20 protein-coding genes and 2 tRNA genes are annotated in these 22952 nt (G+C 71.7%); 14 read left to right on the top strand and 8 right to left on the bottom strand.

The genetic code is table 11. The features are described from left to right. Positions 1–108 precede the first annotated feature (108 nt). A tRNA-His gene (locus tag ACWIGU_RS12545) sits at positions 109–181 on the top strand. A gap of 102 nt (positions 182–283) precedes the next feature. Here the strand turns inward: ACWIGU_RS12545 and ACWIGU_RS12540 are convergent. Continuing rightward, entirely contained in the window at positions 284–1330 is a 1047-nt protein-coding gene (locus ACWIGU_RS12540; protein ID WP_454400038.1) for a LacI family DNA-binding transcriptional regulator, read from the bottom strand. Between the two features lie 254 nt (positions 1331–1584). Between ACWIGU_RS12540 and ACWIGU_RS12535 the strand changes: the two genes are divergently transcribed. From ACWIGU_RS12535 to ACWIGU_RS12520, 4 genes are all read left to right on the top strand, one after another. Further along, complete coding sequence (locus ACWIGU_RS12535; protein ID WP_454400036.1) at positions 1585–2913, top strand: ABC transporter substrate-binding protein; 1329 nt, start codon at positions 1585–1587, stop codon at positions 2911–2913. Then, complete coding sequence (locus ACWIGU_RS12530) at positions 2910–3941, top strand: carbohydrate ABC transporter permease (RefSeq protein ID WP_454400034.1); 1032 nt, start codon at positions 2910–2912, stop codon at positions 3939–3941. Before ACWIGU_RS12535 ends, ACWIGU_RS12530 begins: the two co-directional genes overlap by 4 nt. Continuing rightward, positions 3938–4840: a carbohydrate ABC transporter permease gene (locus tag ACWIGU_RS12525; protein WP_454400032.1), complete on the top strand. Its 903-nt coding sequence runs from the start codon at positions 3938–3940 to the stop codon at positions 4838–4840. Before ACWIGU_RS12530 ends, ACWIGU_RS12525 begins: the two co-directional genes overlap by 4 nt. A gap of 77 nt (positions 4841–4917) precedes the next feature. After that, complete coding sequence (locus tag ACWIGU_RS12520) at positions 4918–6381, top strand: GH1 family beta-glucosidase (protein ID WP_454400030.1); 1464 nt, start codon at positions 4918–4920, stop codon at positions 6379–6381. A 288-nt stretch (positions 6382–6669) separates the two neighbouring features. On the opposite strand, the gene ACWIGU_RS12515 is transcribed toward ACWIGU_RS12520, so the two are convergent. From ACWIGU_RS12515 to ACWIGU_RS12505, 3 genes are all read right to left on the bottom strand, one after another. Beyond that, the gene (locus ACWIGU_RS12515) at positions 6670–8151 is read right to left on the bottom strand and encodes a glycoside hydrolase family 18 protein (protein ID WP_454400028.1); all 1482 of its coding nucleotides are present in this window, start codon (positions 8149–8151) and stop codon (positions 6670–6672) included. Positions 8152–8324: 173 nt separating this feature from the next. Continuing rightward, complete coding sequence (locus tag ACWIGU_RS12510) at positions 8325–9725, bottom strand: sensor histidine kinase (protein ID WP_454400026.1); 1401 nt, start codon at positions 9723–9725, stop codon at positions 8325–8327. Further along, on the bottom strand, positions 9722–10429 hold the full coding sequence (locus tag ACWIGU_RS12505) for a response regulator transcription factor (protein WP_326775632.1): 708 nt from the start codon (positions 10427–10429) through the stop codon (positions 9722–9724). Before ACWIGU_RS12505 ends, ACWIGU_RS12510 begins: the two co-directional genes overlap by 4 nt. A gap of 101 nt (positions 10430–10530) precedes the next feature. Here ACWIGU_RS12505 and ACWIGU_RS12500 point away from each other — a divergent pair, with 101 nt between their 5' ends. Next, complete coding sequence (locus ACWIGU_RS12500; RefSeq protein ID WP_454400024.1) at positions 10531–11082, top strand: hypothetical protein; 552 nt, start codon at positions 10531–10533, stop codon at positions 11080–11082. Positions 11083–11086: 4 nt separating this feature from the next. Here ACWIGU_RS12500 and ACWIGU_RS12495 read toward each other — a convergent pair whose 3' ends face one another. Both ACWIGU_RS12495 and ACWIGU_RS12490 read right to left on the bottom strand, forming a co-directional pair. Next, on the bottom strand, positions 11087–11962 hold the full coding sequence (locus tag ACWIGU_RS12495; protein WP_454400023.1) for a spermidine synthase: 876 nt from the start codon (positions 11960–11962) through the stop codon (positions 11087–11089). Between the two features lie 77 nt (positions 11963–12039). Then, positions 12040–12477 carry a hypothetical protein gene (locus ACWIGU_RS12490; protein ID WP_454400021.1) on the bottom strand — a complete coding sequence of 146 codons (438 nt, stop codon included), beginning with the start codon at positions 12475–12477 and terminating at the stop codon, positions 12040–12042. A 288-nt stretch (positions 12478–12765) separates the two neighbouring features. Here ACWIGU_RS12490 and ACWIGU_RS12485 point away from each other — a divergent pair, with 288 nt between their 5' ends. Then, the gene (locus ACWIGU_RS12485) at positions 12766–14163 is read left to right on the top strand and encodes a tetratricopeptide repeat protein (protein WP_454400019.1); all 1398 of its coding nucleotides are present in this window, start codon (positions 12766–12768) and stop codon (positions 14161–14163) included. A 13-nt stretch (positions 14164–14176) separates the two neighbouring features. Here the strand turns inward: ACWIGU_RS12485 and ACWIGU_RS12480 are convergent, their stop codons facing one another. Next, positions 14177–14782, bottom strand: coding sequence for a histidine phosphatase family protein (locus ACWIGU_RS12480; RefSeq protein WP_454400017.1), 606 nt, complete (start codon positions 14780–14782; stop codon positions 14177–14179). A 224-nt stretch (positions 14783–15006) separates the two neighbouring features. Between ACWIGU_RS12480 and ACWIGU_RS12475 the strand changes: the two genes are divergently transcribed. The 7 genes from ACWIGU_RS12475 (at position 15007) to ACWIGU_RS12445 (ending at position 21321) form a co-directional block, all read left to right on the top strand. Beyond that, the gene (locus ACWIGU_RS12475; RefSeq protein ID WP_454400015.1) at positions 15007–15981 is read left to right on the top strand and encodes a phosphatase PAP2 family protein; all 975 of its coding nucleotides are present in this window, start codon (positions 15007–15009) and stop codon (positions 15979–15981) included. Then, complete coding sequence (locus ACWIGU_RS12470) at positions 15932–17083, top strand: hypothetical protein (RefSeq protein ID WP_454400551.1); 1152 nt, start codon at positions 15932–15934, stop codon at positions 17081–17083. Before ACWIGU_RS12475 ends, ACWIGU_RS12470 begins: the two co-directional genes overlap by 50 nt. Continuing rightward, positions 17074–18672: a hypothetical protein gene (locus ACWIGU_RS12465; protein WP_454400013.1), complete on the top strand. Its 1599-nt coding sequence runs from the start codon at positions 17074–17076 to the stop codon at positions 18670–18672. The genes ACWIGU_RS12470 and ACWIGU_RS12465 overlap by 10 nt, the downstream gene beginning before the upstream one ends. Further along, positions 18669–20045 (top strand): AAA domain-containing protein, encoded by a 1377-nt coding sequence (locus ACWIGU_RS12460; protein WP_454400011.1) that lies wholly within the window; start codon positions 18669–18671, stop codon positions 20043–20045. The genes ACWIGU_RS12465 and ACWIGU_RS12460 overlap by 4 nt, the downstream gene beginning before the upstream one ends. A gap of 88 nt (positions 20046–20133) precedes the next feature. After that, complete coding sequence (locus ACWIGU_RS12455) at positions 20134–20487, top strand: hypothetical protein (protein ID WP_454400009.1); 354 nt, start codon at positions 20134–20136, stop codon at positions 20485–20487. Positions 20488–20630: 143 nt separating this feature from the next. Next, entirely contained in the window at positions 20631–21257 is a 627-nt protein-coding gene (locus ACWIGU_RS12450) for a bifunctional DNA primase/polymerase (RefSeq protein ID WP_454400007.1), read from the top strand. Then, positions 21248–21321: transfer RNA gene (locus tag ACWIGU_RS12445), tRNA-Lys, on the top strand. The genes ACWIGU_RS12450 and ACWIGU_RS12445 overlap by 10 nt, the downstream gene beginning before the upstream one ends. A gap of 109 nt (positions 21322–21430) precedes the next feature. Here the strand turns inward: ACWIGU_RS12445 and ACWIGU_RS12440 are convergent. Next, the gene (locus ACWIGU_RS12440) at positions 21431–22738 is read right to left on the bottom strand and encodes a M6 family metalloprotease domain-containing protein (protein ID WP_454400005.1); all 1308 of its coding nucleotides are present in this window, start codon (positions 22736–22738) and stop codon (positions 21431–21433) included. Positions 22739–22952 lie beyond the last annotated feature (214 nt).

The following is a 22952-nucleotide window of genomic DNA, read 5'->3' as shown; positions in this document are numbered from 1 at the left end:
ATTTCCGACCCCTGTGTACGGGGTCCGGAAAAGGGGTGCGCGAGCACCCCTTCGGACCCTGTACACTTTTTCTCGGCCGGTCGGAAGAACGACAAACGACCGGACATGGTGGGTGTAGCTCAGTTGGTAGAGCACCTGGTTGTGGTCCAGGTGGCCGCGGGTTCAAGTCCCGTCACTCACCCTGAATGATCAAGGCCCCGGTTCGAAAGAACCGGGGCCTTGATCGTTGTGGCACCCCGCGCCGCCGAGGCCGACACGCACGCCTCAGGCCGACGCGCGGCCCTCAGGACGAAGCGCGCTCCACCAGTTCGTTCGGAAGGACCAGCTGGCGGCCGTCGAGTGCGCGGGACGCGACCGGGCGGCGGTCGGCGATCTCGGCGAGGAGCAGGTCGATCATGGCGCGGCCCATCTCCTCGATCGGCTGGCGGACGCTGGTCAGGGGCGGGTCCATGTGCCGGGCGATCGCCGAGTCGTCGTAGCCGACCAGGGCGACGTCATCGGGGATACGGCGTCCCGCCTCGCGCAGCACCTGGCGGGCGCCCGCCGCCATCACGTCCGACCCGGCGAACACCGCGTCCACTTCGGGGCAGTGCTCCAACAGCTCGGTCATCGCGCGCCGGCCGCCCTCCTCGGTGAAGTCCCCCGGCACGATGAGCCGCTCGTCCGCCTCGCGGCCGGCCGCGTCGAGGGCGGCGCGGTAGCCGTCGACGCGGCGCTGGGCGCCGTACACGTCGAGCCGGCCGGTGATCGTGGCTATGGCGGTGCGGCCGCGGCTCAGGAGGTGTTCGACGGCCGAGTACGCGCCCGCGAAGTTGTCGGAGTCCACCGAGGGCAGCGTCTCGGCGGCGGAGCGGCGGCCGCTGATGACGGAGGGGATCTCCAGCTGGCTGAGCAGATCGGGCAGCGGGTCGTCCGCGTGGACGGACACCAGCAGGACGCCGTCGACGCGGTGGGCCGCGAGGTACTGGGCGAGTCGCTGCCGCTCCCGGTCGTTGCCCGCGAAGATCAGCAGGAGCTGCATCTCGGTCTCGGCGAGCTGGGCGCCGACGCCGCGCAGCATGTCGGAGAAGTAGGGCTCGGCGAAGAAACGTGTCTCCGGTTCGGGCACGACGAGGGCGATGGCGTCGGTGCGGTTGGCGGCGAGGGCGCGGGCCGCCGTGTTCGGTACATAGCCGAGCTCGGCGACGGCGGCCTCGACCGCGGCGCGGGTCGCGTCGCTCACCCGGGGCGATCCGTTGACCACCCGGGAGACCGTGCCCCGGCCCACACCCGCGCGGGCGGCGACCTCCTCGAGAGTCGGACGCCTGCTGTGTGTGCCGCGAGCCGCCATGACTCCTACCTCCCCAAGTCTCACGCGGAATCTAACAGCCCGATAACCGCGCCAAGTTGTCGCTGCCGGGTGTCTTGACACTCCCGGGCCGAGCGACGACTCTTCAACACATCACCGGTGGGAGCGCTCCCACTCTACTGGACGTATACAGAAGCCGCACGTTCCCCGCCCGAGCCGCACGTGAACAAACGGGTCCAGCAAGGCAGTTGGCCGGGGTTGGCACTTCAGAGCAAGTGAGTTCCTTGGAGGATGCAATGCGCACGACTGCCCGTACGTCCCGACGCGCGATGACCTTTGCGGTCGTCGCCGCCCTGGCCACAGGGCTGCTCGCCGGGTGCGCGAGCGATGACGACGCAGGATCCGACGGCGGTTCGAGCGGGGGCGCCGACGGCAAGGGCAAGACCACGGTCACGATCGGCACGTTCGGCGTCTTCGGCTACAAGCAGGCCGGGCTCTACGACGAGTACATGAAGCTGCACCCGAACATCGCGATCAAGGAGAACGTCACCACCCGCACCGACGTCTACTGGCCGAAGACCCTCACCAGGCTGCAGGCCGGATCCGGCACCGACGACGTCCAGGCCATCGAGGTCGGCAACGTCACGGAGGCCGTCCAGACGCAGGCCGACAAGTTCGTGGACCTCGGCAAGGAGGTCGACAAGTCGCAGTGGCTGGACTGGAAGAACGCCCAGGCCACCACGAAGGACGGCAAGCTCATCGGGCTCGGCACCGATGTCGGACCGATGGCGATCTGCTACCGCAAGGACCTCTTCGAGAAGGCCGGTCTGGAGACCGACCGCACCAAGCTCGCCGCGCAGTGGAAGGGCGACTGGAACAAGTACGTCGACCTCGGCAAGCAGTACATGAAGAAGGCGCCCGGCGGCACCAAGTACGTGGACTCCGCCTCCTCCGTCTACAACGCGGCGCTCGGCGGTGAGTCCCAGCGGTACTACGACAAGGACGACAACGTCATCTGGGACAAGTCCACGGGCGTGAAGAAGTCCTGGAGCGCGGCCATGGAGGTCGCGACGAGCAATATGTCGGCCAAGCTGAAGCAGTTCGACAAGCCGTGGGACCAGGGCTTCGCCAACGGCACCTTCGCCACGGTGGCCTGCCCCGCGTGGATGCTCGGCTACATCCAGGAGAAGTCCGGCGACGCCGGCAAGGGCAAGTGGGACGTGGCGGCCGCGCCGACCGCGGCCAACTGGGGCGGCTCGTTCATCGGCGTGCCGACGGCGAGCAAGCACCAGAAGGAGGCCATCGCCTTCGCGAAGTGGCTGACCGCGCCCGAGCAGCAGGCCAAGGTCTTCGCCAAGCAGGCCAGCTTCCCGTCCACGCCGTCGGCGTACGGCAGCCTGAAGCCGCAGCCCGCGACGACGACGTTCTTCTCGGACGCGCCGCTGACGCAGATCTTCTCCGACTCGGCGAAGACGATCCCGGTCCAGCACTTCGGCATCAAGGACCAGCCGATCGGCACCGCGATCACCGACGTCGGCATCCTCCAGGTCGAGCAGAAGGGCAAGTCCCCGAAGCAGGGCTGGGACGCCGCGACCAAGGAGGTCAAGGACGTGCTCGGCCAGTGACCAGCTCCGACGAGGCTCTCGCGCAGTCCGCGCCGAGTGCCGACGCCGCGCCCGGCTCACAGGAGCCGGGCGCGGCGCGGGACGCTCGGGGTCGCGGTAAGGGCCCGGCGGGCGCCGGCTCCTGGCGCAGCCGCCTGTACCGCTGGGACATGAAGGCGTCGCCGTACGCGTTCATCTCCCCCTTCTTCATCATCTTCGGCGCCTTCTCCCTCGTACCGCTGCTCTACACCGCGTGGTACTCGCTGCACCACGTCCAGCTCTCCTCGCTGGACACGCAGACCTGGGCGGGCCTGGACAACTACACGAACCTCTTCCAGTCGGACTTCTTCTGGAACGCGCTGAAGAACACGTTCACCATCGGCGTGATCTCGACCGTGCCGCAGCTGATCGCGGCGATCTGGCTCGCGCACATGCTCAACTACCGGCTGCGCGGCTCCACCGTGTGGCGCGTCGTGATGCTCACCCCGTACGCCACCTCGGTGGCGGCGGCGACGCTCGTCTTCGTGCTGCTCTTCTCGCCCGACACCGGCATGATCAACTGGGCGCTCGACCTGGTCGGCATCGACCCGGTCAACTGGCGTGAATCCGACTGGGGTTCGCAAGCAGCGGTCTCCTCGATCGTGATCTGGCGGTGGACCGGATACAACGCGCTGATCTATCTGGCGGCGATGCAGGCCATCCCGGCCGACCTGTACGAGTCGGCGGCCCTGGACGGCGCGAACCGCTGGCAGCAGTTCCGGCATGTGACCATTCCGATGCTGCGTCCGACGATCCTGTTCACGGTGGTCGTCTCCACGATCGGCGCGACCCAGCTCTTCGGCGAGCCCCTGCTGTTCGGCGGGGTCAGCGGCACCAAGGGCGGGTCCGAGCACCAGTACCAGACGCTCGGCCTGTACATGTACGACCAGGGCTGGATCGTCGGCAACCTCGGCAAGGCGTCCGCGATCGCCTGGTCGATGTTCCTGATCCTTCTCATCGTGGCCGCGGTCAACCTGCTGATCACCCGACGGCTGAGGAAATCCCAATGACCACCATCACCGACGCGACACCGCCTCAGGTCGCGCAGGACGCCGAACCGCCGCGTCGGCGGCGGATCCTGGGCGCGGGCAAGCAGCTGCACGCGGGTCCGGTCACGTACCTCGTACTGACCCTGTTCGCCGTGATCTCGCTCGCCCCGCTGCTGTGGACGACGATCGCGGCCTCACGCACCAACACCCGCCTCGCGCAGACACCACCCCCCTTCTGGTTCGGCGGAAACCTGTTCAAGAACCTGGAGACCGCCTGGAACCAGGCCGGCATGGGCACCGCGATGTGGAACACCATCCTCGTGGCGGCGACCATCACCGTCGGCACGGTGCTGTTCTCCACGCTCGCCGGTTTCGCCTTCGCCAAACTGCGCTTCCGGTTCTCGACCACGCTGCTGCTGATCACCATCGGCACGATGATGATCCCGCCCCAGCTTGCGGTGGTCCCTCTGTACTTGTGGATGACGGACCTGGGCTGGGCCAACCATCTGCAGACGGTCATCCTGCCGACCCTGGTCAGCGCCTTCGGCACGTTCTTCATGCGCCAGTACCTGGTCCAGGCGCTGCCCACCGAACTCATCGAGGCCGCCCGGGTCGACGGTGCGAGCAGTCTGCGGGTCGTCTGGCACGTGGTCTTCCCGGCGGCGCGCCCGGCGATGGCGGTGCTCGGGCTGCTGACGTTCGTGATGGCGTGGAACGACTTCCTGTGGCCGATCATCGCGCTCAACGGAGAGAACCCGACGGTCCAGGTGGCCCTCAACCAACTGGGCACCGGCTACATCCCCGACGACTCGGTGATCATGGCCGGCGCCCTGCTCGGCACGCTGCCGCTGCTGATCGCGTTCCTGCTGTTCGGCAAGCAGATCGTGGGCGGCATCATGCAGGGCGCGGTGAAGGGCTGACTTTTCTGGGGCCGCCGCGAGCGGCGGCCCCAGCCCCACAACTTCCTACCGATGGGAGCGCTTCCATGCCCAAACCCATGACGAACACACCCACAGCAATCCCGACCAACTCAGCCCTCACGTCCACCTCCTCCCCCACCTTCCCGCCGGGCTTCCTCTGGGGAGCGGCGACATCGGCGTACCAGATCGAAGGGGCGGTGAGGGAGGACGGCAGGACGCCGTCGATCTGGGACACGTTCAGCCATACGCCGGGCAGGACGGCGGGCGGTGACACGGGCGACGTGGCGGTGGACCACTACCACCGTTACCGGGACGACGTGGCACTCATGAAGGACCTGGACCTGGCCACGTACCGCTTCTCGGTCTCGTGGCCGAGGGTGCAGCCCACGGGCCGGGGCCCCGCGGTACAGCGTGGCCTTGATTTCTACCGGCGTCTGACGGACGAACTCCTCTCCAAGGGCATCAAGCCGGCCCTGACCCTCTACCACTGGGACCTGCCGCAGGAGCTGGAGGACGCGGGCGGCTGGCCGGCACGTGACACGGCGTACCGCTTCGCGGAGTTCGCGGGCATGGTCGGGGAGGCGCTGGGCGACCGGGTGGACCTCTGGATCACGCTCAACGAGCCGTGGTGCAGCGCGTTCCTGGGCTACGGCTCGGGCGTGCACGCCCCGGGCAGGACGGAACCGGCGGCCACACTGCGAGCGGCCCACCACCTCAACCTGGCCCACGGCCTGGCAACACAGGCCCTGCGCCAGACGCTGCCGTCCCGAGCAGAGATTGCGGTAAGCCTCAACTCCTCGACGGTCAGGCCACTTTCACCCGACAGCCCCGCCGACAACGACGCCCGCCGGCGCATCGACAACCTGGCCAACGGCGTGTTCCACGGCCCGATGCTGCACGGGGAGTACCCGGCGGACCTGATCACGGACACCGCACGCATCACGGACTGGTCCTTCGTGGAAAGCACCGACCTGGCGGCGATCCACCAGCCGCTGGACGCCCTGGGCCTGAACTACTACACCCCGTCCCTCGTCTCCTCGGCCCCGTCGGCACCCACGACCCGGTCCGACGGCCACGGGGCGAGCGACCACTCCCCCTGGCCGGGAGCGGATGACATCGCGTTCCACCAGTCCCCGGGCGAGCGCACGGAGATGGGCTGGACGATCGACCCGACGGGCCTGCACGACCTGATCATGCGCTACACCAGGGAGGCACCGGGCCTGCCGCTGTACATCACGGAGAACGGCGCGGCGTACGACGACAAGCCGGACCCGGACGGCCGGATCCACGACCCGGAGCGGATCGCGTACCTCCACGGCCACCTGTCAGCCGTACACCGCGCGATCAGGGACGGCGCGGATGTCCGCGGCTACTACCTCTGGTCGCTGATGGACAACTTCGAGTGGGCGTACGGCTACGAGAAGCGCTTCGGGGCGGTCCACGTGGACTACGCGACCCAGAAACGTACGCCGAAGTCGAGCGCACACTGGTACGCACAAGCGTCCCGCACGAACACCCTCCCGCCCCCACCGCAGCAGTAGCACCGGCGATCAGCCGCGGACGAGACGGGAGGGGACGCGGGGGCATGTGCGCGCGCAGCCACCAGCACCACGTACAGGCAATCAGCTCGCCGACATGCACCCGTAGAACAGCGAGCACGTACATGCCCCCGCGGCCCCGCACCCAAAAACGCACCCGGCGAAACGGCGGCGGCGGCGCGCCCCAATAGGCGAACCCCAGCACCCCCGAACCGAACCGACGCACAAACGCGCGCCCCGGCCGAGTGGGGGAGAAGGATCCGGCCGGGGCGCGCAGCATCCCGCGGGGGGCTACTTGAAGGAGGCGAAGGCCTTCTGGAAGGCGCCCGCCGACTGCTCGACCGAAGAGCAGGTCGGCTGGGCCGAGTCGGACGCCCCGCCCTCGCACGCCTTGTCACGGGTGGCGGACCACATCGACAGACCGCCCAGGCCCTTCTCCTCGGCGAAGGCGACCAGCTGCGTGGCGTCGTCGACCTTGAAGATCTCGGACGAGACGTCGTTGACGCCGATCATCGGGGTGACCGCGACAGCGTTCCAGGCAGCGGCGTCGGACAGCCCGAGCGCGCTCTTGATCTGCGCCTGCGCGGCGGTGGCGGCCTGCTCGGCGTACGTACCCATGTCGCCGCTGTACGAGGCGCCGTAGTCCATCGCCATGATGTTGACGAGGTCGGTCGAGACCCCGTTCTCCTTGGCGTTCTTGAGGAAGTTCACGCCGTCGGACGTGAGGCCCTCGGGCATCACCGGGAGCGTGAAGGAGACGTTCAGCTTCGGGTTGTTCTTCTGGAGCGTGGCGATGGCCTGGGCGCGCTTGGTGTTGGCGGCGGTGTCCGGCAGGGCGCCGCCCTCGACGTCGAAGTCGACCTTGGTGAGCTTGAACTGGTCGATGACCTTCTGGTACGCCGCCGCGAGGTCGGAGGCCGAGGAGCAGGCCTGCGCGAGCTCGGTGCCGGAGGCGCCACCGAAGGAGACCCGGACGTCGCCGCCGAAGGCCCTCAAGTCCCCGATCTGCGCGGCCACTTCGTCACTGCCGAGGTCGGTGACGCCGCCCCACTTCGGGGTGCAGGAGCCGCCGGAGGTGATGAAGGCGAGGTTGAACTCCTTGACGCCGGTGGCCTTGGAGGAGGCCACCAGGTCGAACTTCGGGTAGAGCGACGTGTCGACGTACGGGGCGAAGCCGCCCGCGGCCGCTGTGCCGGAACCCGTACCGGAGGACGAGGACTCCGACGGGCCGGCCGTCGGCGTGGCGGTCGCGGTGGGCTCGGCGGTCGCCGAAGCGGAGGCGCTGGGGGTGGGGGTGGCGGTCGGGGACTTTGTGGGCCGGCCGCTGGGCTCCGGAGTGGCCCCGTCATCCACGGAGCACTTGGCCCCGTTGATGAGGCACCCGGCCGGATCGGAGTCGCCGGTGACGACGAACCCGACGGTCACGGACTTCCCGGCGGCGATGCCTTCCTTGTCCCAGGAGGCGGGCTTCACGGTGACGTGCGAGCCGGAGACGGACGACTCGGCGTTCCAGAGCGAGCCGAGCCTGGTGCCGGACGGCAGGTCGAACTCCAGCTTCCAGTCCGACTGGGCCTTGTCCGACTCGTTCTTGACGACGTACTGGGCGGTGTACCCGCCGGACCACTCACTGGTCTTGGTGTACGCGGCGCCGACGCCGGCGGCCTGCGCCGTACCGGAGAACAGGACGGCGCCGCCGCCCACGACGGCCGCGGCGACGAGCCCGCCCATCGCCTTGTTCCTGCCGCTGACCCTGCGCCGGTGCGTGCTGCTCATCGCGTGCCTGCCTTAGCTGTACGGGGGTGGGGGTGCGGCAGCACGCTAGCGATCCGGAACCCGGCAAATGGGGCGCCGGTACCGGCGGTCGAGGATCTTATGGAGGGCTTAAGGAAGCCATCGGAACGGATTAAAGGTAGAGACCAACCCCGAAACGATGAGGTCCCGCCCGACTACACAGCGGCACCGGACCCGGCGCCGGGAGCCCGCTTCCTGCCGCGCCGCACCCCACCCCGGTGCCCCCGCCGCACAGCCCCACCGGACCCGGGCCCCCGCCCGTCCAGCTGCACCCAGATCCGCACCTCGGTTCCCCCGAGCACGGACGACCCGATGCGCACATCACCGCCGGTCGACTCGGCGAGCCGGCGGACGATGTCGAGCCCGAGCCCGGTGGACCCGTCGCTGCCGGAACCCCGCCCGCGGGCCATCGCGGCGTCCGGGTCCAGAATCCCGGGCCCCGCATCCGATACGAGCACGATCACGGCGTCCTCGCCGCTGTGCACGTCGACGGCGAAGGCGGTGCCTTCAGGCGTATGCCGAAAGACGTTCCCGAGCAGCGCGTCGAGCGCGGCGGCCAGCTCCCCCCGGGCCACGGGGATGCGTACAGGCCGGTCGACGCCGGCGACGCGCACCTTGCGCCCCTCGTCCTCGGCGAGCGCGGACCAGAAGTCCATGCGCTCACGGATGACCTCGGCGGCGTCGCACCCGGCCCCCGGCCCCGCGGCGGCGGTCTGCGGCTTGGCGTCGCGGGCGGTACGGATGATGGTGTCGACCTCGCGCTCCAGCTGCTCGACGGCGGCACGGGTCTGCTCAGCGGCGGCGCCCTCCCCCAGCGAGACGGCGTTGAGCCGCAGAACGGTGAGGGGCGTACGCAGCCGATGAGAGAGATCGGCCGCCAATTCCCGCTCGTTGGCGAGCAGTTGAACGACCTGATCGGCCATGGAGTTGAACGCGACGGCCGCCAGGCGAAGTTCCGTGGGCCCGTCCTCCGGAACACGCGCCCCGAGCTTCCCCTCGCCCAGATCGTGCGCGGCGGAGACGAGCCGCCGGGCGGGCTGCACCATGCGTACGCCGAGCCGGTCGGCGACGGCGACGGACCCTATGACGAGGGCGATGCCGACGCCGGCCAGGACGAGCCACGCGGTGGCGACCCCGTTGGTGACCTCGGACTCCGGCACGAACACCTCGACGACGGCGATGCCGGCGCTGACGGCGATGGGCTGGAGCCACACGGACCCGCCGGGCACATCGGCGACGGTGGCCTGCCGGAGCCCGACGTGCCCACTGCCGGCGCGCGACGTGCCGACCTGGATCGCCGGGGCGCCACCGGAGGCCGGGATGTACACGGCCATGCGGCCGTCGGCGCCGGCCTCGGTGGAGGCGACGGCGCGGGTCAGTTCGTCACGGTCGGTGGTGATGGAGAGGGTGGGCCCGATCGCGGCGGCGGTCCGCTCGGCGTTGGAGAAGGCGCGGTCCCTGGCCATCTCCTTGATGACGAGGCCGAGGGGAACCGCGAAAGCGACGACCACCATGGCCGTGACGGCGAGGCACACCTTGACCAGGGCCCACCTCATGCCGGCCCGCCCTCCGGCCGCGGCGGCTCCAGCTTCACGCCGACGCCCCGCAGAGTGTGCAGATAGCGCGGCCGGGCAGCCGTTTCGCCCAGTTTCCTGCGCAGCCACGACAGATGCACGTCGATGGTCTGATCGTCCCCGTACGACTGCTGCCACACCTCGGCGAGGAGTTCCTTGCGGGGGACGACGACGCCGGGCCGGCCCGCGAGAAAGGTGAGCAGGTCGAACTCGCGCCGGGTGAGATCGAGCCGCGCCCCGTCCAGCTCGGCCTGGCGCCGCAGCGGGTCTATCGCGAGGCCGCCGACCTGGAGGAGGCGCGAGGGCGGCTCGGCGGCGGCGCTGGAGCGCGCGCGGCGCAGCACGGCGGCCATACGGGCGGACAGGTGCTCGGGGGAGAACGGCTTGGTGAGGTAGTCGTCGGCGCCGTCGTTGAGGAGCCGGACGATCTCGGTCTCGTCGTCGCGGGCCGTGGCGATGATCACGGGTACGTCGGTGATGCCGCGCAGCATCTTCAATGCCTCGGATCCGTCCAGATCGGGCAGACCGAGGTCGAGAATCACGACGTCGAAACGGAAATGGGCGACCTCGCGCAGCGCCTCCAGGGCCGTGCCGACGCTCCGTACGGTGTGGGAGGCCTCGGTCAGGTGCCGGATGAGGGCCGAGCGCACGAACTGGTCGTCCTCGACCACGAGCACACTTGCCATGGGCGGCACCGTACGCCATTCGGGGGACCCCGGTCCTGCTTCCGCCCAGGTCCGGGGCAACCCCGGTCCCCCCGGGACACGGGTGGGGCGGGTGCGGCAGTATGGCCGCGATGCACCCCAAGCGCAGAGGACTTGTTCACACGGCTGCCTGGCTGCTGGCCACCGGCGCGGCCGTCACGCTGTCGTGGTGGGGCGTGCACACGGTGATGGCGGGCACGGCGTACGACCCGCCGCGTGCGGTGCCGATCGCCGCGGGAGCGGTGGAGGCGCGGTCGTCGTCGACGCACCGCCCGGACCCGTCACCGTCAGGTTCGCCGTCCCGCTCCGCGGCGCAGAAGCCGTCACGCTCCCCCGGCTCGGCCACCCCGTCCCCGAGCCGCCCGGCGAAACCGAGCACCTCCGAGAAGCCGCCCGCGTCTCCGTCGGCGTCCGGCACGGTGAAGGGCTACGCGACGAAGGGCGGCCGTGCCGTGTTCGACCTGGGCGAGGATTCGGCGACGCTGGTGTCGGCGACGCCCACGGCCGGCTGGTCGGTGCAGGTGTGGAAGGACTCGACGTGGATCAGGGTGGAGTTCACCTCGGGCACGGACAAGGTCTCGGTGTTCTGCACGTGGCACGACCATGCGCCGAGTGTGGAAGTCGCCAAGTACTGAACGTCTACCGGAAAACGGAAGGCGGAGGAGCGGGCGAAGCGACGGCACGCGAGTCGCTGACGGCACCGGCGCCCCCGGTGAAGTCCGAGAGGGCCTTGCCGTGTTCGACGCGGGCGGGATGCGGATCGCCGGCCGCGCGCCGGGTCAGTTCGGCCACGGGCAGGACCCGGGCGGAGGCGACAAGCACCGCGTTGCCGAAGCGCTTGCCGCGCAGGACGGCCGGGTCGGCGACGAGGGCGAGCTCGGGGAAGACGGCCGCGGCGGTGGCGATCTGGCCGCGCAGATGCGCGAGGGGCGGCCCGTCGGCGAGGTTGGCGACGTAGCAGCCGTCGGGCTTGACCACGCGGCGTACCTCGGTGAGGAACTCGGTGCTGGTGAGGTGCGCGGGCGTACGCGCTCCGCTGAACACGTCGGCTATCAGGAGGTCGGCCCAGCCGTCGGGGAGTTTCGCGAGGCCCTCGCGGGCGTCGACGGCGCGGACGCGGATCCGGGCACCGGGGTCCAACGGCAGCTCGCGGCGCACCAGTTGGACGAGTGCCTCGTCGCGTTCGACCACTTGCTGGGTGGAGCGGGGGCGGGTCGCGGCGATGTAGCGGGCGAGGGTGAAGGCGCCGCCTCCCAGGTGCACGGCGTGCACGGGGCGGCCCTTGTCCACGGCGAGGTCGATGACATGGCCGATCCTGCGCTGGTACTCGAATTCGAGGTGCCCGGGATCGCCGAGGTCGACGTGCGACTGCGGGGCGCCGTCCACGAGCAGCGTCCAGGCGCGCGGCCGGTCCCGGTCGGGTATCAGCTCGGCGAGCCCGCCGTCGACGGCCTCGACGACGGCCTCCCGGCCGCCACGGGCCGCTCCGGCCTGCTTGTTCTTTGCCCTTGCCATCCGTCCATTATCGACGGGCGGCGGCGAGTCGGCCCAGCGGCCGCTGAGGCCAGGAACCGCAAGGGCTGGCGCCGGCCTCAGCGGCAGTTGTCCGCGGCTTCGATCATGCGGGCCGCCTCGCCGAGCGCCGCCCGCAGGACCGCCGGGTCGGTGACGAGCTCGGCCTCGCCGGGCGGGAGCAGCCAGCCGCCGCCCTCTACGGGGGCCGGCGGCACGGGGCCCGTACCGGGACCGCGCTCCGGCGAGGGCGACGCGGGGGTGTGGGTGCAGGCGCTGCCGGGGACGTCCCAGCCGTCGGCGGTGCCGGGCGGCACGAGGAAGCCGAGGGTGTCGCAGTCCCCGTCGTGCAGGACCGGGCCGACGGCCTCGGTGGCGCCGCGGCGCAGGATGTCGACCGCTTCGAGGCCCTGCCGGGCCGGGACGGTCACCACGTCGCAGGACGCGCTGTCACGGGGTGGCGCGCTGTGGTCCTGGGTCGGCCGGTGCCGCGCCGTCGAAAGTGATGCCTCCAACACGTCAGCCCCTCCTCGCTCTCGCGTACGGGTTGCTCGACCGGAACGCGACCGCTCCGGCCCCGCAAGGTTCAACGCCCGTAAGCGTCAACAGCTACGGCGGCACGCCGCCGCAAAGGATGGCACTTCATGGCGGATGCGGGGTGAGATATCCCGTTTGTAGCTAAACACTGTGTGTCGGAGTCGTTACAGCAGGTACCTTCGTGCCCCGTCGGAACAGGGGTTGCACCAGGGCTCACAGAGACCCAACTCCCCGGTGATCCGGCACGGTTCGCACGAGAGGGCCCGGTCATGACGCCGTCACCGGTGGCATCGTCAGCGCAGTCCCCACGGCCGAATCTCGCCTTCAGGCGGCTGCGTGGGCAGCGCTCTCCGGGCGAGTTCGCGGCCGCGGTGCGACGCGCCGCCCGGGAGATCGGCGAGCGGGTCAGCTGCGACGCGCGCTACATCGGGCGGGTGGAGGCCGGCGAGATCCGCTGTCCCAACTACGCGTACGAGCGGGTGTTCCTGCACATGTTCCCCGGCCGTTCGCTCACGGATCTGGGGTTCACGCCCCGCTCGGCCGTACGCGGCAGGGCGGCACGCCCCGCGGAGCCCGTACCCCTCGCGCGCACCGAGTTCGAGTACCCGCACCACGACGAGGAGAGCGACGTGCGGCGTCGCGCATTCATGACCGGAGGGACGGCCACCGTGGCCATCGCCTCCCTGGCGCCCTTCGGCATCGCGGCCGACGGCACGGCAGCCCACGCGGCGAAGTCGGCCGCGGCGGGCCACGGCGGGCGCGCGGCGCCCGAGGCCGGTGTCGGCGCGGTCGAGGAGGCCATCCGCCGGATCCGGCTGCTCGACGACCGGCACGGCGCCGACGGGCTCTACAGGAGGGCCGCGGCCCCGCTGCGTACGGCGTTCGCGCTGCTCGACGCGGGGACGGCGGCGCCCGGCACGGCCGAGCGGCTCCAGGCCGGGGCGGGTGAACTGGCCATCTCCGTCGGCTGGTTGGCGCACGACTCAGGTCGCTTCGACGACGCGCGCTCGCACTACGCGGAGGCGCTGGCCACCGCGCGCGTGGCGGGCGACCCGGCCCTTGAGGCGCACGCGTTCTGCAACACGGCGTTCCTGGCGCGGGACGCCGGGCGGCCGAGGGAGGCGGTGCGGGCGGCGCAGGCGGCCACGCGCGTCGCGGCCCAGCTGGCCTCGCCAAGACTGCTCTCGCTGCTCGCGCTGCGCGAGGCCGGCGGCTGGGCGGGGCTCGGGGACCGTACGGGGTGCGAGCGGGCGCTGGCCCGGGCGCAGGCCCTCTTCGCGCGCGGGCGGTCGGACGACGACCCGGAGTGGATGACGTTCTACGGCGAGGCCGAGCTGGAGGGCCTGGAGGCGCAGTGCTACTCGGCGCTCGGCGACTGGACCCGCGCCGCCCGGCACGCGCACCGCGCCGCCGCCCTCCAGGACCCGCACTTCACCCGGAACATCGCCCTGTACACGGCGGAACTGGCCGACGACCTGGCGCGCGCGGGCCAGCCCGACGAGGCCGCGTCCGCGGGGATGCGGGTCCTGCACCTGCTGACCGAGGTCCAGTCGTCGCGCATCCAGTCGATGCTGGCGACCACCGCGCGCGTGCTCCTTCCGCACCGCAGGGCGTCGGGCGTCTCGGCGTTCCTGGAGCAGCACGCGTCGGCGCCGCGCACCGTGTGAGCCCTGCCGGGCCCTAACCCTCGTGGCCCGCGAGGTGGCCGATGTCGTTCCACGACTCGATCGCCGGATCCCCGTAGGCCCAGCCGAGGACCGACAGGGACGTCGGGTTGAGGCGGATGCGGGCCGCGAAGTCGAGCGGGAGGCCCAGCCAGCGCGCGCCGATGGAGCGCAGCATGTGGCCGTGCGCGAAGACCAGGGCGTCGCGGTTCTCGGATCTGGCCCAGGCGACGACCTCGTCGGCGCGCTCGGTCATCTGCTCCAGGGTCTCGCCCCCGGGGACCCCGTCGCGCCAGATGAACCAGCCGGGGCGCCGCTCCTGGATCTGGGCGGGGGTCAGCCCCTCGTACGCGCCGTAGTCCCACTCCATGAGCGTGTCCCACTCGGTGGCCCGGTCGCCGAAGCCGGCGAGGTCGCAGGTCTCGCGCGCGCGGGAGAGCGGGCTGGTGCGCACCTCGGCCCCGGGGAGTCCGTCGAGGGGCGACCGGTGCAGACGTTCGCCGAGGAGCTTCGCGCCGCGCCGTCCCTCTTCGAGGAGGGGGATGTCGGTCCTGCCGGTGTGCCGCCCGGACAGTGACCATTCCGTCTGTCCGTGCCGGGCCAACAGGATGCGCGATGCCATGGGTGACCTTTCCGAGGGCGGGTGAAAAGGGCTGCCATGTGCCGATAAGTCAGGCTAGGCGCGCCCGCTCGTTCCATCATCGCTCACCCGGGATTCAGGCAACCTCCCGGGTGATCGTTGCGTCTTCGTGGGTCGGAGGCGCCCCTTCCAGGCGGACACATACACCGTAAAGTGAGCCACGTGGCCACGGGCCGCCGTACAGGGAGTTAAGGGGGAGCGGCCTGATGTCGCAGACCGAGACACCGTCCACTGCGGCGACAGGCGACCGGCTGCGCTGGTGGACCGAACTGCCGCTGATCGTGCTGGTGTACGCCGCCTATTCGGCGGGCCGGCTCATGGTGCGCGGGGACGAGGCGCACGCCGTCGGGCACGGCCTCGCGATACTCCGGGCCGAGAAGGCACTCCGTCTCAACCTCGAACACCCGCTGAACCGTCTCTTCACCGCCGAGGCCTGGATCGGTGTCCCCGCCGACTTCTGGTACGCCTCGCTGCACTACCTCGTCACTCCGGGCATCCTGATCTGGCTCTTCCGCAGCCGCGCCGTCCACTTCCGCGCCGCCCGGACCTGGCTGATGACCTCCACCCTGATCGGCCTGATCGGCTTCACCCTCGTACCGACCTGCCCGCCGCGCCTGTTGTCCCCCGGCCACGGCTTCGTCGACACCATGGCCCAGTACAGCTCGTGGGGCTGGTGGGGCGGCCAGGCGAGCGCCCCGCGCGGGCTCGGCAGCATGACCAACCAGTACGCGGCGATGCCCAGCCTGCACGTCGGCTGGGCGATGTGGTGCGGGGTCATGCTGTGGCGCTACGGCCGTACGCCGCTGGTCAGGGCGGCCGGTGTCGCCTACCCGCTGATCACCACCTTCGTGGTGATGGGCACCGCGAACCACTACTTCTTCGACGCGCTCGCCGGGGTCGCCGTGATGGGCCTCGGATTCCTGGTGAGCCGGCGCGTGGTGCGGGCCGCGGACCTCATGCGGGCCCGGGTGCGCAGCGCGCCCGTGGCCGGTTCCGCACGGCCCGGCCGCACCTCTCCCGCCCCGGCCTCCACGGCGGCGTCCTCGATTGTCAGTGGGGAGTGCCAGACTTCGGCGGGTGAGCGAATTCCCCGACAGCGCAAGGTCAGTGCAGGACCGGGCGGCGGCCCGGGTGCCCGCTCCTCCGACGCGGGGGACGGCGCTGCGGCAGCAGTTGGCTGAGCTGCGTGGCGCCGACATACCGCCACGGGCGCTCGACGCGCGGGCGCTGGCGGCGCTCGCCGCGAACCCGGGGTGCAAGCGGCGCGCGCTGCTCGACGGGGCGGGCGTCGACAAGGCGCGGCTCGCGGACGCGCTCGGGGCGCCGTCCGGATTCGGCCAGTCGCAGTTCGCGTTCATGCGGGGGAACGCGTTCGAGGCGAAGGTCAAGGCCGACGGGGGCGCGGAGCTGCTCCGGCTCGTGCACGAGCGCATGGGCGGCGGGCCCGAGCCGGTGCCGGGCGAGGCACGGACGCCGGATCTGACGGCGGTCGGCCCCGAGGGCCGCACGGCCCGTACGGCCCTCGCGCTGCGTGAGGCGACGGTGGAAGCGGCCGCTTCCGGCGCCTGGACGTTCCTGGAGCACCCGATGCTCGCGCTCGACGTCGCGGGCACCCCGGCCTTCCTCGAACCGGACGCGGTGGTCGTGCACCCCGACGGGACGTGGACGGTCGTCGAGATCAAGTCCTTCCCGGTGATCGACGGCAGCGCGGACGCGGCGAAGGTCGGCGCCGCGGCCCGCCAGGCCGCGGTGTACGTGCTGGCCCTGGAGCGGGTCGCCGGGCACCTGGACCCAGCGCCCGAGGTCAGGCACCGGATCCTGCTCGTCTGCCCCAAGGACTTCAGCAACCTTCCGGCGGCGTCCGCCGTCGACGTACGCAAGCAGCTGTCGGTGACGCGGCGGCAGCTGGAGCGGCTCACCCGCATCGAGGACATCGCGGACGCGCTGCCCGAGGGCACCTGCTTCGACGTCACACGGCCCGCTGAGGAACTGACGGAAGCGGTCGAGTCGGTGCCCGCGACGTACGCGCCGGAGTGCCTGGCCGCGTGCGAGCTGGCGTTCCACTGCCGCGACCGGGCCCGTGAGGAGGGCGCGGTCACCTCGCTCGGCCGCGGCCTGCGCGCCGAGCTGGGCGGTCTGACCACGGTCGACGAGGTCCTCTCGGCGGCCCACGGCCACTCCGGCGATCCGCTGGACCCGGCGGTCGCGGCGCTGCGCCGGGCGGCGCGGCTGCGGTCCGAGGCGCTCGGCACGCGCGCAGAGGCGGCGCCGGCATGCCGCTGATCAACGATCTGGCCCGCCTCGAGGCCGTGCAGAGCGGGCGCGCCCAGCCGGTCGCGACCGTGCGGCACCGCCATCTGTCGCAGCGACCCCTCGTCCTGGTCCCGCTCATCACGGCCGGTGAGGCGGGCGCCCCGCTCGGCGCGCTCGTCGGCACGGAGCGCACCTCGCCCCGGCTCCTCGTGGTGCCCCAGCCCCGCGACCGCGACCTGCGCTTCGCGTTCCTCGCCGAACTGGCGGGGATCGTCCTGCCGTACGTCGACGGGTTCGCGGCCGACGTCGAGGCCGCCGAGCGCGCCGAGACGGACCCGACGACCGGAAAGCGGGTCAAGGTGGAGGTCGAGCTGTGCGCGGACGCGCCCCAGCTGATCCTGCCGAGCCGGTCCGGCATCGAGTTCGTGCGGCAGCTCGGGCGCTCGATGCGGTTCCGCCGCACCGCCGAGCAGGAGCCCGAGGCGCCCTATCCCGCCCCGCCGCACGTCCCGCTGCTCGGCCGCTGGCTGACGCACTTCGGGGAGCGGGCCAGAGTTCCCGGTTCCGCGCTCCTGCTCGCCATGACGGACCTGCTGTCCCGGCACTGGGCGACGGGCCAGTCCGCTCTGGAGGACCAGCATCTGGGCGCGCTGCTCGCCTGGATCGAGGCCCCGGAGGGCACGTCGGGCGCCGAGGCCGCGCTCCGCGCCGAGCTGGCCCGGGACAGGGACGGCCAGCTCGTCTGCCCGCCCGCGGGCCCGGCCACCGACCCCGCGTTCGACAACAAGCTCCTTGCACCCGCGATCGAGCGCTACGACAAGGCCCGCACCCTGCTGGCCGCCGCCGAGGACGGCATCGAGGCGGACGCGAGGCTCGCCGCGCTGACGGCGGCCGAGCGCGACATCCACGCGCTCGTCGAGAGCCGCACCCGGCCCACGTGGGACGCGGTGTGGCGCGGCCTGGACGCGCTGTGCACGCTCCCCGAGGGGCCGCGCGCCGCAGAGCGCTGGACGCGCGACCGCTGGTCGTTCACCAGCCACCGGGACCGCGTCGCCGCGGGCGAGCCCCCGCAGCCGCGCCGCGACGACGCGGTGACGGCGGCCAACAAGCTGGCGACGCGCGAGCGCGAGCAGGCCAGGCTGGACGCGCAGGAGGCGCTCGACGACCCGCTGGTCATGGCGGGCCGCCGGCTCACCGGGGAGGCGTTCGCGGGCGAGGTGACGGAGTCGGTCCCGGCGTACAACGAGAAGAACCGGCCGCGCCCCCTGATCACCGTCCGCACCGACGACGTGCCGCATCTCGGCGAGCGCACGAAGGTGTACCGCTCGCTCGACGGCAAGCCTCAGGCCGCGGAGTTCGTGTCGTACGACGCCGGGGGCGGGGTCGTCCTGCGCGTCCTGGACAAGATGGGCCGCGGCAAGGAGCCGGAGCCGGGATCCGTCCCTCAGAAGGGTGACCAGGTGTGCTTCACGCTCTTCGAGCACGAGCAGCGGGGCGGTCCGAAGCTGCCGGACCCGGAGGAGACGCCGTGGACGCACGGCGGCCCGCCGCGTAGGGACAGTTCGGGTGTGCCGGTGCCTGAGGCGCCGGACGCCGTGACCACGGAGGATCTGCTGTGACGGCCGCACCGCACGCGCTCGGCCGCTCCGGCACGAGCGGCGACGCCCCGTTCGACCCGGGGGCGGCGGCCGGCCGCGCCACCGACGCCATCCTCCGCGACACCCTGCACGGCACGGCCCGCGGCATCGTCGTGGACTCCCCGCCCGGCGCCGGGAAGTCGACGCTCGTGGTCCGGGCCGCGCTCGAACTGGCCGGGGCGGGCCGCCCGTTGATGGTCATCGCGCAGACGAACGCGCAGGTCGACGACCTCGTCCTGCGCCTCGCCGAGAAGAACCCCGAGCTGCCCGTCGGGCGCCTGCACAGCAGCGACCCCGACCCGTACGACAAGGCACTCGACGACCTGGCGAACGTGCGCAAGTCGACCAAGGCCGGTGATCTCGCGCCGTTGCCGGTCGTCATCTCGACGGCCGCGAAGTGGGCGCACGTCAAGGACATCGCCCCCTGGCAGCACGCCATCGTCGACGAGGCGTACCAGATGCGTTCGGACGCGCTGCTCGCCGTGGCGGGCCTGTTCGAGCGGGCGCTTTTCGTCGGCGACCCGGGCCAGTTGGACCCGTTCGCGATCGTCGGGTCCGAGCAGTGGGCGGGTCTGTCGTACGACCCGTCGGCGTCCGCCGTGACGACGCTCCTGGCGCACAACCCCGAGCTGCCGCAGCACCGGCTCCCGGTCTCCTGGCGCCTGCCTGCGTCCGCCGCGCCGCTGGTCTCCGGCGCGTTCTACCCGTACACGCCGTTCCGCAGCGGCACCGGCCACGGCGACCGCGGCCTGGGGTTCGAGGTCGCCTCCGACGGCTCGGGCCCGGACCGGGTGATCGACGAGGCGGCGGAGTCGGGCTGGGGCCTGCTCGAACTCCCGGCGAGGCACACGCCCCGCACCGACCCCGAGGCCGTACGGGCCCTGGCCCAGGTCGTCCGGCGCCTGCTGGACCGCGGCGGGGCCACGGTCTCGGAGCGCGGTCCCGACCCGTCCCCCCTCACGGCGGACCGCATCGCGGTCGGCACGGCGCATCGCGACCAGGCCGCGGCGGTGCGCTCGGCGCTCGCGGACCTCGGCGTCACGGACGTCACCGTGGACACGGCGAACCGGCTGCAGGGCCGCGAGTTCGACGTCACGGTCGTCCTGCACCCGCTCTCGGGCCGCCCCGACGCGACGGCGTTCCACCTGGAGACCGGCCGCCTGTGCGTCCTGGCGTCCCGCCACCGCCACGCGTGCATCGTGGTCTGCCGCGCGGGCGTCCCCGACCTGCTGGACGACCACCCCTCGACGGAACCGGTCCAACTCGGCGTGACGGTGAAATTCCCGGACGGCTGGGAGGCACATCACGCGGTACTGGCCCGCCTCGCGGAACACCGGGTGGGGTGGATGCCTTGAGGTGGGAGGGCGCTCTTGCGGGCCTGCGGAGAATAGAAAGTGGCCCCGGCGGCGACGTGGGGCTGCACACCGTATGAGGAGGAACATCATGGCCGAGCCCGAGCGGGCCCGTACCGAGAGGCGGATGCGTCCGGCCCCGCTGCTCTTCGAGCCGGCCGAGGCCGCCGCGGACCCGGAGCACTTCTTCGACCTGGAGGCGATCGAGGACCCGCGCGAGCTGCTCGCCCGCGCGACGGAGCTGGCGCTTGCGTTCCGCGCCGCGGCCGACCGGTCCGTGGAGTTCCAGGCCCTGGCGGCGGCCCAGCTCGCCGACCCGCGCCGCTTCGACCGCCTGACGCCCGCGGCGATCGCCGAGCGGGCGCAGTGGACCGAGGACTACGCGAAGAAGATGGTCGAGTTCGGCCGCGACCTGATGCGCGGGCCGGCCGAGAACCGGCCTTAGCGGAACGCGGTAGCGATGCAACCGCACCCGTAAAGATCGTTTGGCATATGCCAGGGGACAAGATACTCCACCCCGCCCCCTCCTGTCCCCATTTCTGGCAACCCTGGGAAGTCGCGCGCTCACGGCCGGTAGATGTAAGTGGCATGAGCGCCACACACTCCCAGAGCAGCGCCGGCCAGCCGACCCGGTCCGACCGATTCGACATCGCGGGCGCCACCCGGGAGGGCGCCGCGTGGCTGGCCTCGGCGGGAACGTATCCGCGCAGCACCCTCGCGTTCTGGGAGTCACGGCCGGACGCCCCCGTGGTGCTGCCCTGCGGTACCGCCTTCGACGTGGTGAACGTGCCGTCGATGTTCGGGCGCCGGATGTTGGACGCACTCTGGGAGGACGGCCCCGGCTCCGGCCCGGTCGCCGCGCACCGCGGGCGCATGCTCCTGTTCGCGGCCCCCGGCACCGCTCACCGGCTGCCCTCGCTCCTGGAGTGGGAGGAGTGGGGCCCGTCGGTGCCGCCGCTGCTGTGCCACGGAAGCGGCGACGCGGTGACCGTCCCGCCGCCTGTCGGGGGCGCCGACCACGCCGGGGGACCACGCGCCGACTCGCGCTGGGTGGTCGCCCCCGACACCCGCCACCCATGGCTGCCGGGACCCGAGGTACTGCTCTGGGCCTGCGTCCGCGCGGCCCGCGCGAGCGCCAAACCTTCCGTGCGGATATCGATTTTTCCTGGCCGGGATCAGGATGCTAAGGTCTACGACGTCAGCAGGCGCCGCTAGCTCAGTTGGTTAGAGCAGCTGACTCTTAATCAGCGGGTCCGGGGTTCGAGTCCCTGGCGGCGCACAGACACGGCGATGGCCCTCCACGAAAGTGGGGGGCCTTCGCTATTTGCCGGACCGGACCGACACAGCGAAGGCGGCTGGGGGTCCGGGGATTACCCCCCGGGAACGTTTCAGCCCTTGCCCACACCCACCTTCACCGTCCAGGACCCCGACCGCGTGCGCCCCTCGACCTTGATCCGTACGTTTTCGCCCGGCACCCTGTAGCTCTCGCCCACCCGTACCGGTGCGTCCGCGAGCGCCGGGTACACCGAGTCGCCGAAGCACGCATCCGTGTCGGGGTGTGCGTCGAGCACCTCGACCGGGCCGCTGCCGGAGGCGGTCTCGCTGCGCACCCGGTAGACGAGGATGCCCTCGGAGCACGTCGCCGCGTCGTTGCCGTCGGCGCTGCGGGCCTCCAGGGCGATCGCGCTGTCCTCCCCGGTGCGCACGACGGCCAGCTTCGTCCCGTAGCCCGCGCCGAACGGCGCCCCATTGGTTCCGGGCGCCGCGCCCGGCCGCGCGGGCGCGGCCGTCAGGGGTTCGAGGGTGACCCGCCGGCTGCTGGTCACGCACACCACCTGCCGCCGGTCCAGCCACCCCAGCTTCCACTTGTGCCAGCCGAGGAAGTCGGGCGCGAGCCCGAACTGACTGCCCATGACGTCCCAGTCACCGACGTACGTGTCCCAGTCACCCTTGCCGTCGGTCGGCCGATGGTAGAGGTCCGGCAGGTCGAAGACGTGGCCCGTCTCGTGGGCGAGGACGTTGCGGTCGGGCGGGTGCTGCTCGAAGACGGTGACGATGCGCTTGATGTCCTTGCCGTCGGCCCGCATCGGCTTGTCGAAGTTGACGACCTTCGTGGCGTCCGAGTCGACGCCCGGGGCGTCGGGGTCGGCGATGAAGTAGACGACGTCGAACTTCCTGAAGTCGGTGTGCCGGTCGGCCGTGGCGAGGGCGTCGCGCAGATAGGCGCCGCGGTGCGCGGCGTCCCAGTCGCGCTCTATGGCGTACGAGGTCGAGGGGTGCGGCATGCGGAGCCAGCGGCGCTGCGGGTGCGGGACCAGGTGGAACTTCCCGTAGGAGGCCCGGTCGTAGAAGTCGCTGGTGGCGGGGAAGTAGTCGGCCGCGAGCTCCTTGGGGGTCGTCGTCGGCCGGGCGTCGGGGAAGGAGAGGAAGACCATCACCGCGTTGAGGGTCCTGACCGGGCGCGGATAGGCCTTGTTCCAGGTGTCGAGGCCCTCCGAGTGGTGGGCCGACGTGCGCTCCAGCGTGCAGGGACCCGCGTAGGGAGCGGAAATCGCGGGACCCGCGACCAGGGACGTGGCGACCATGGCGGTGAGCGCGGTGAGGGCCGCACCGACGGAGCGCAGGCGCGGTCTCTCCACTCCCCCGGGTGGCAGCGGACGCGGCAAGTCGACCTCCGGATCGGGAAAGCGGGACACCCAACCCAGAGTGTGGTGATTTGTAGTACTACGCCCTGTTTATCTGGCCCGGCCGGGTGAGGAGGCGACACCCCGGGCGGTCACAGAACGTCACGCGTGATCGCGGGAGGCCAGAAGCTGTGCCGGGCGCGAGCAGAAACGATCTGCCTGCTGCCCCGGGATGCCGCCGAACCGGCGGATCGGGCGGGCAAGGCTGGCTCGCGCCTCGGGGCTG

Source organism: Streptomyces sp. NPDC055400, assembly GCF_053644375.1.
The sequence above is the reverse complement of the archived record's forward strand: the minus strand, read 5'-3'. Positions and strand labels throughout refer to the sequence as shown.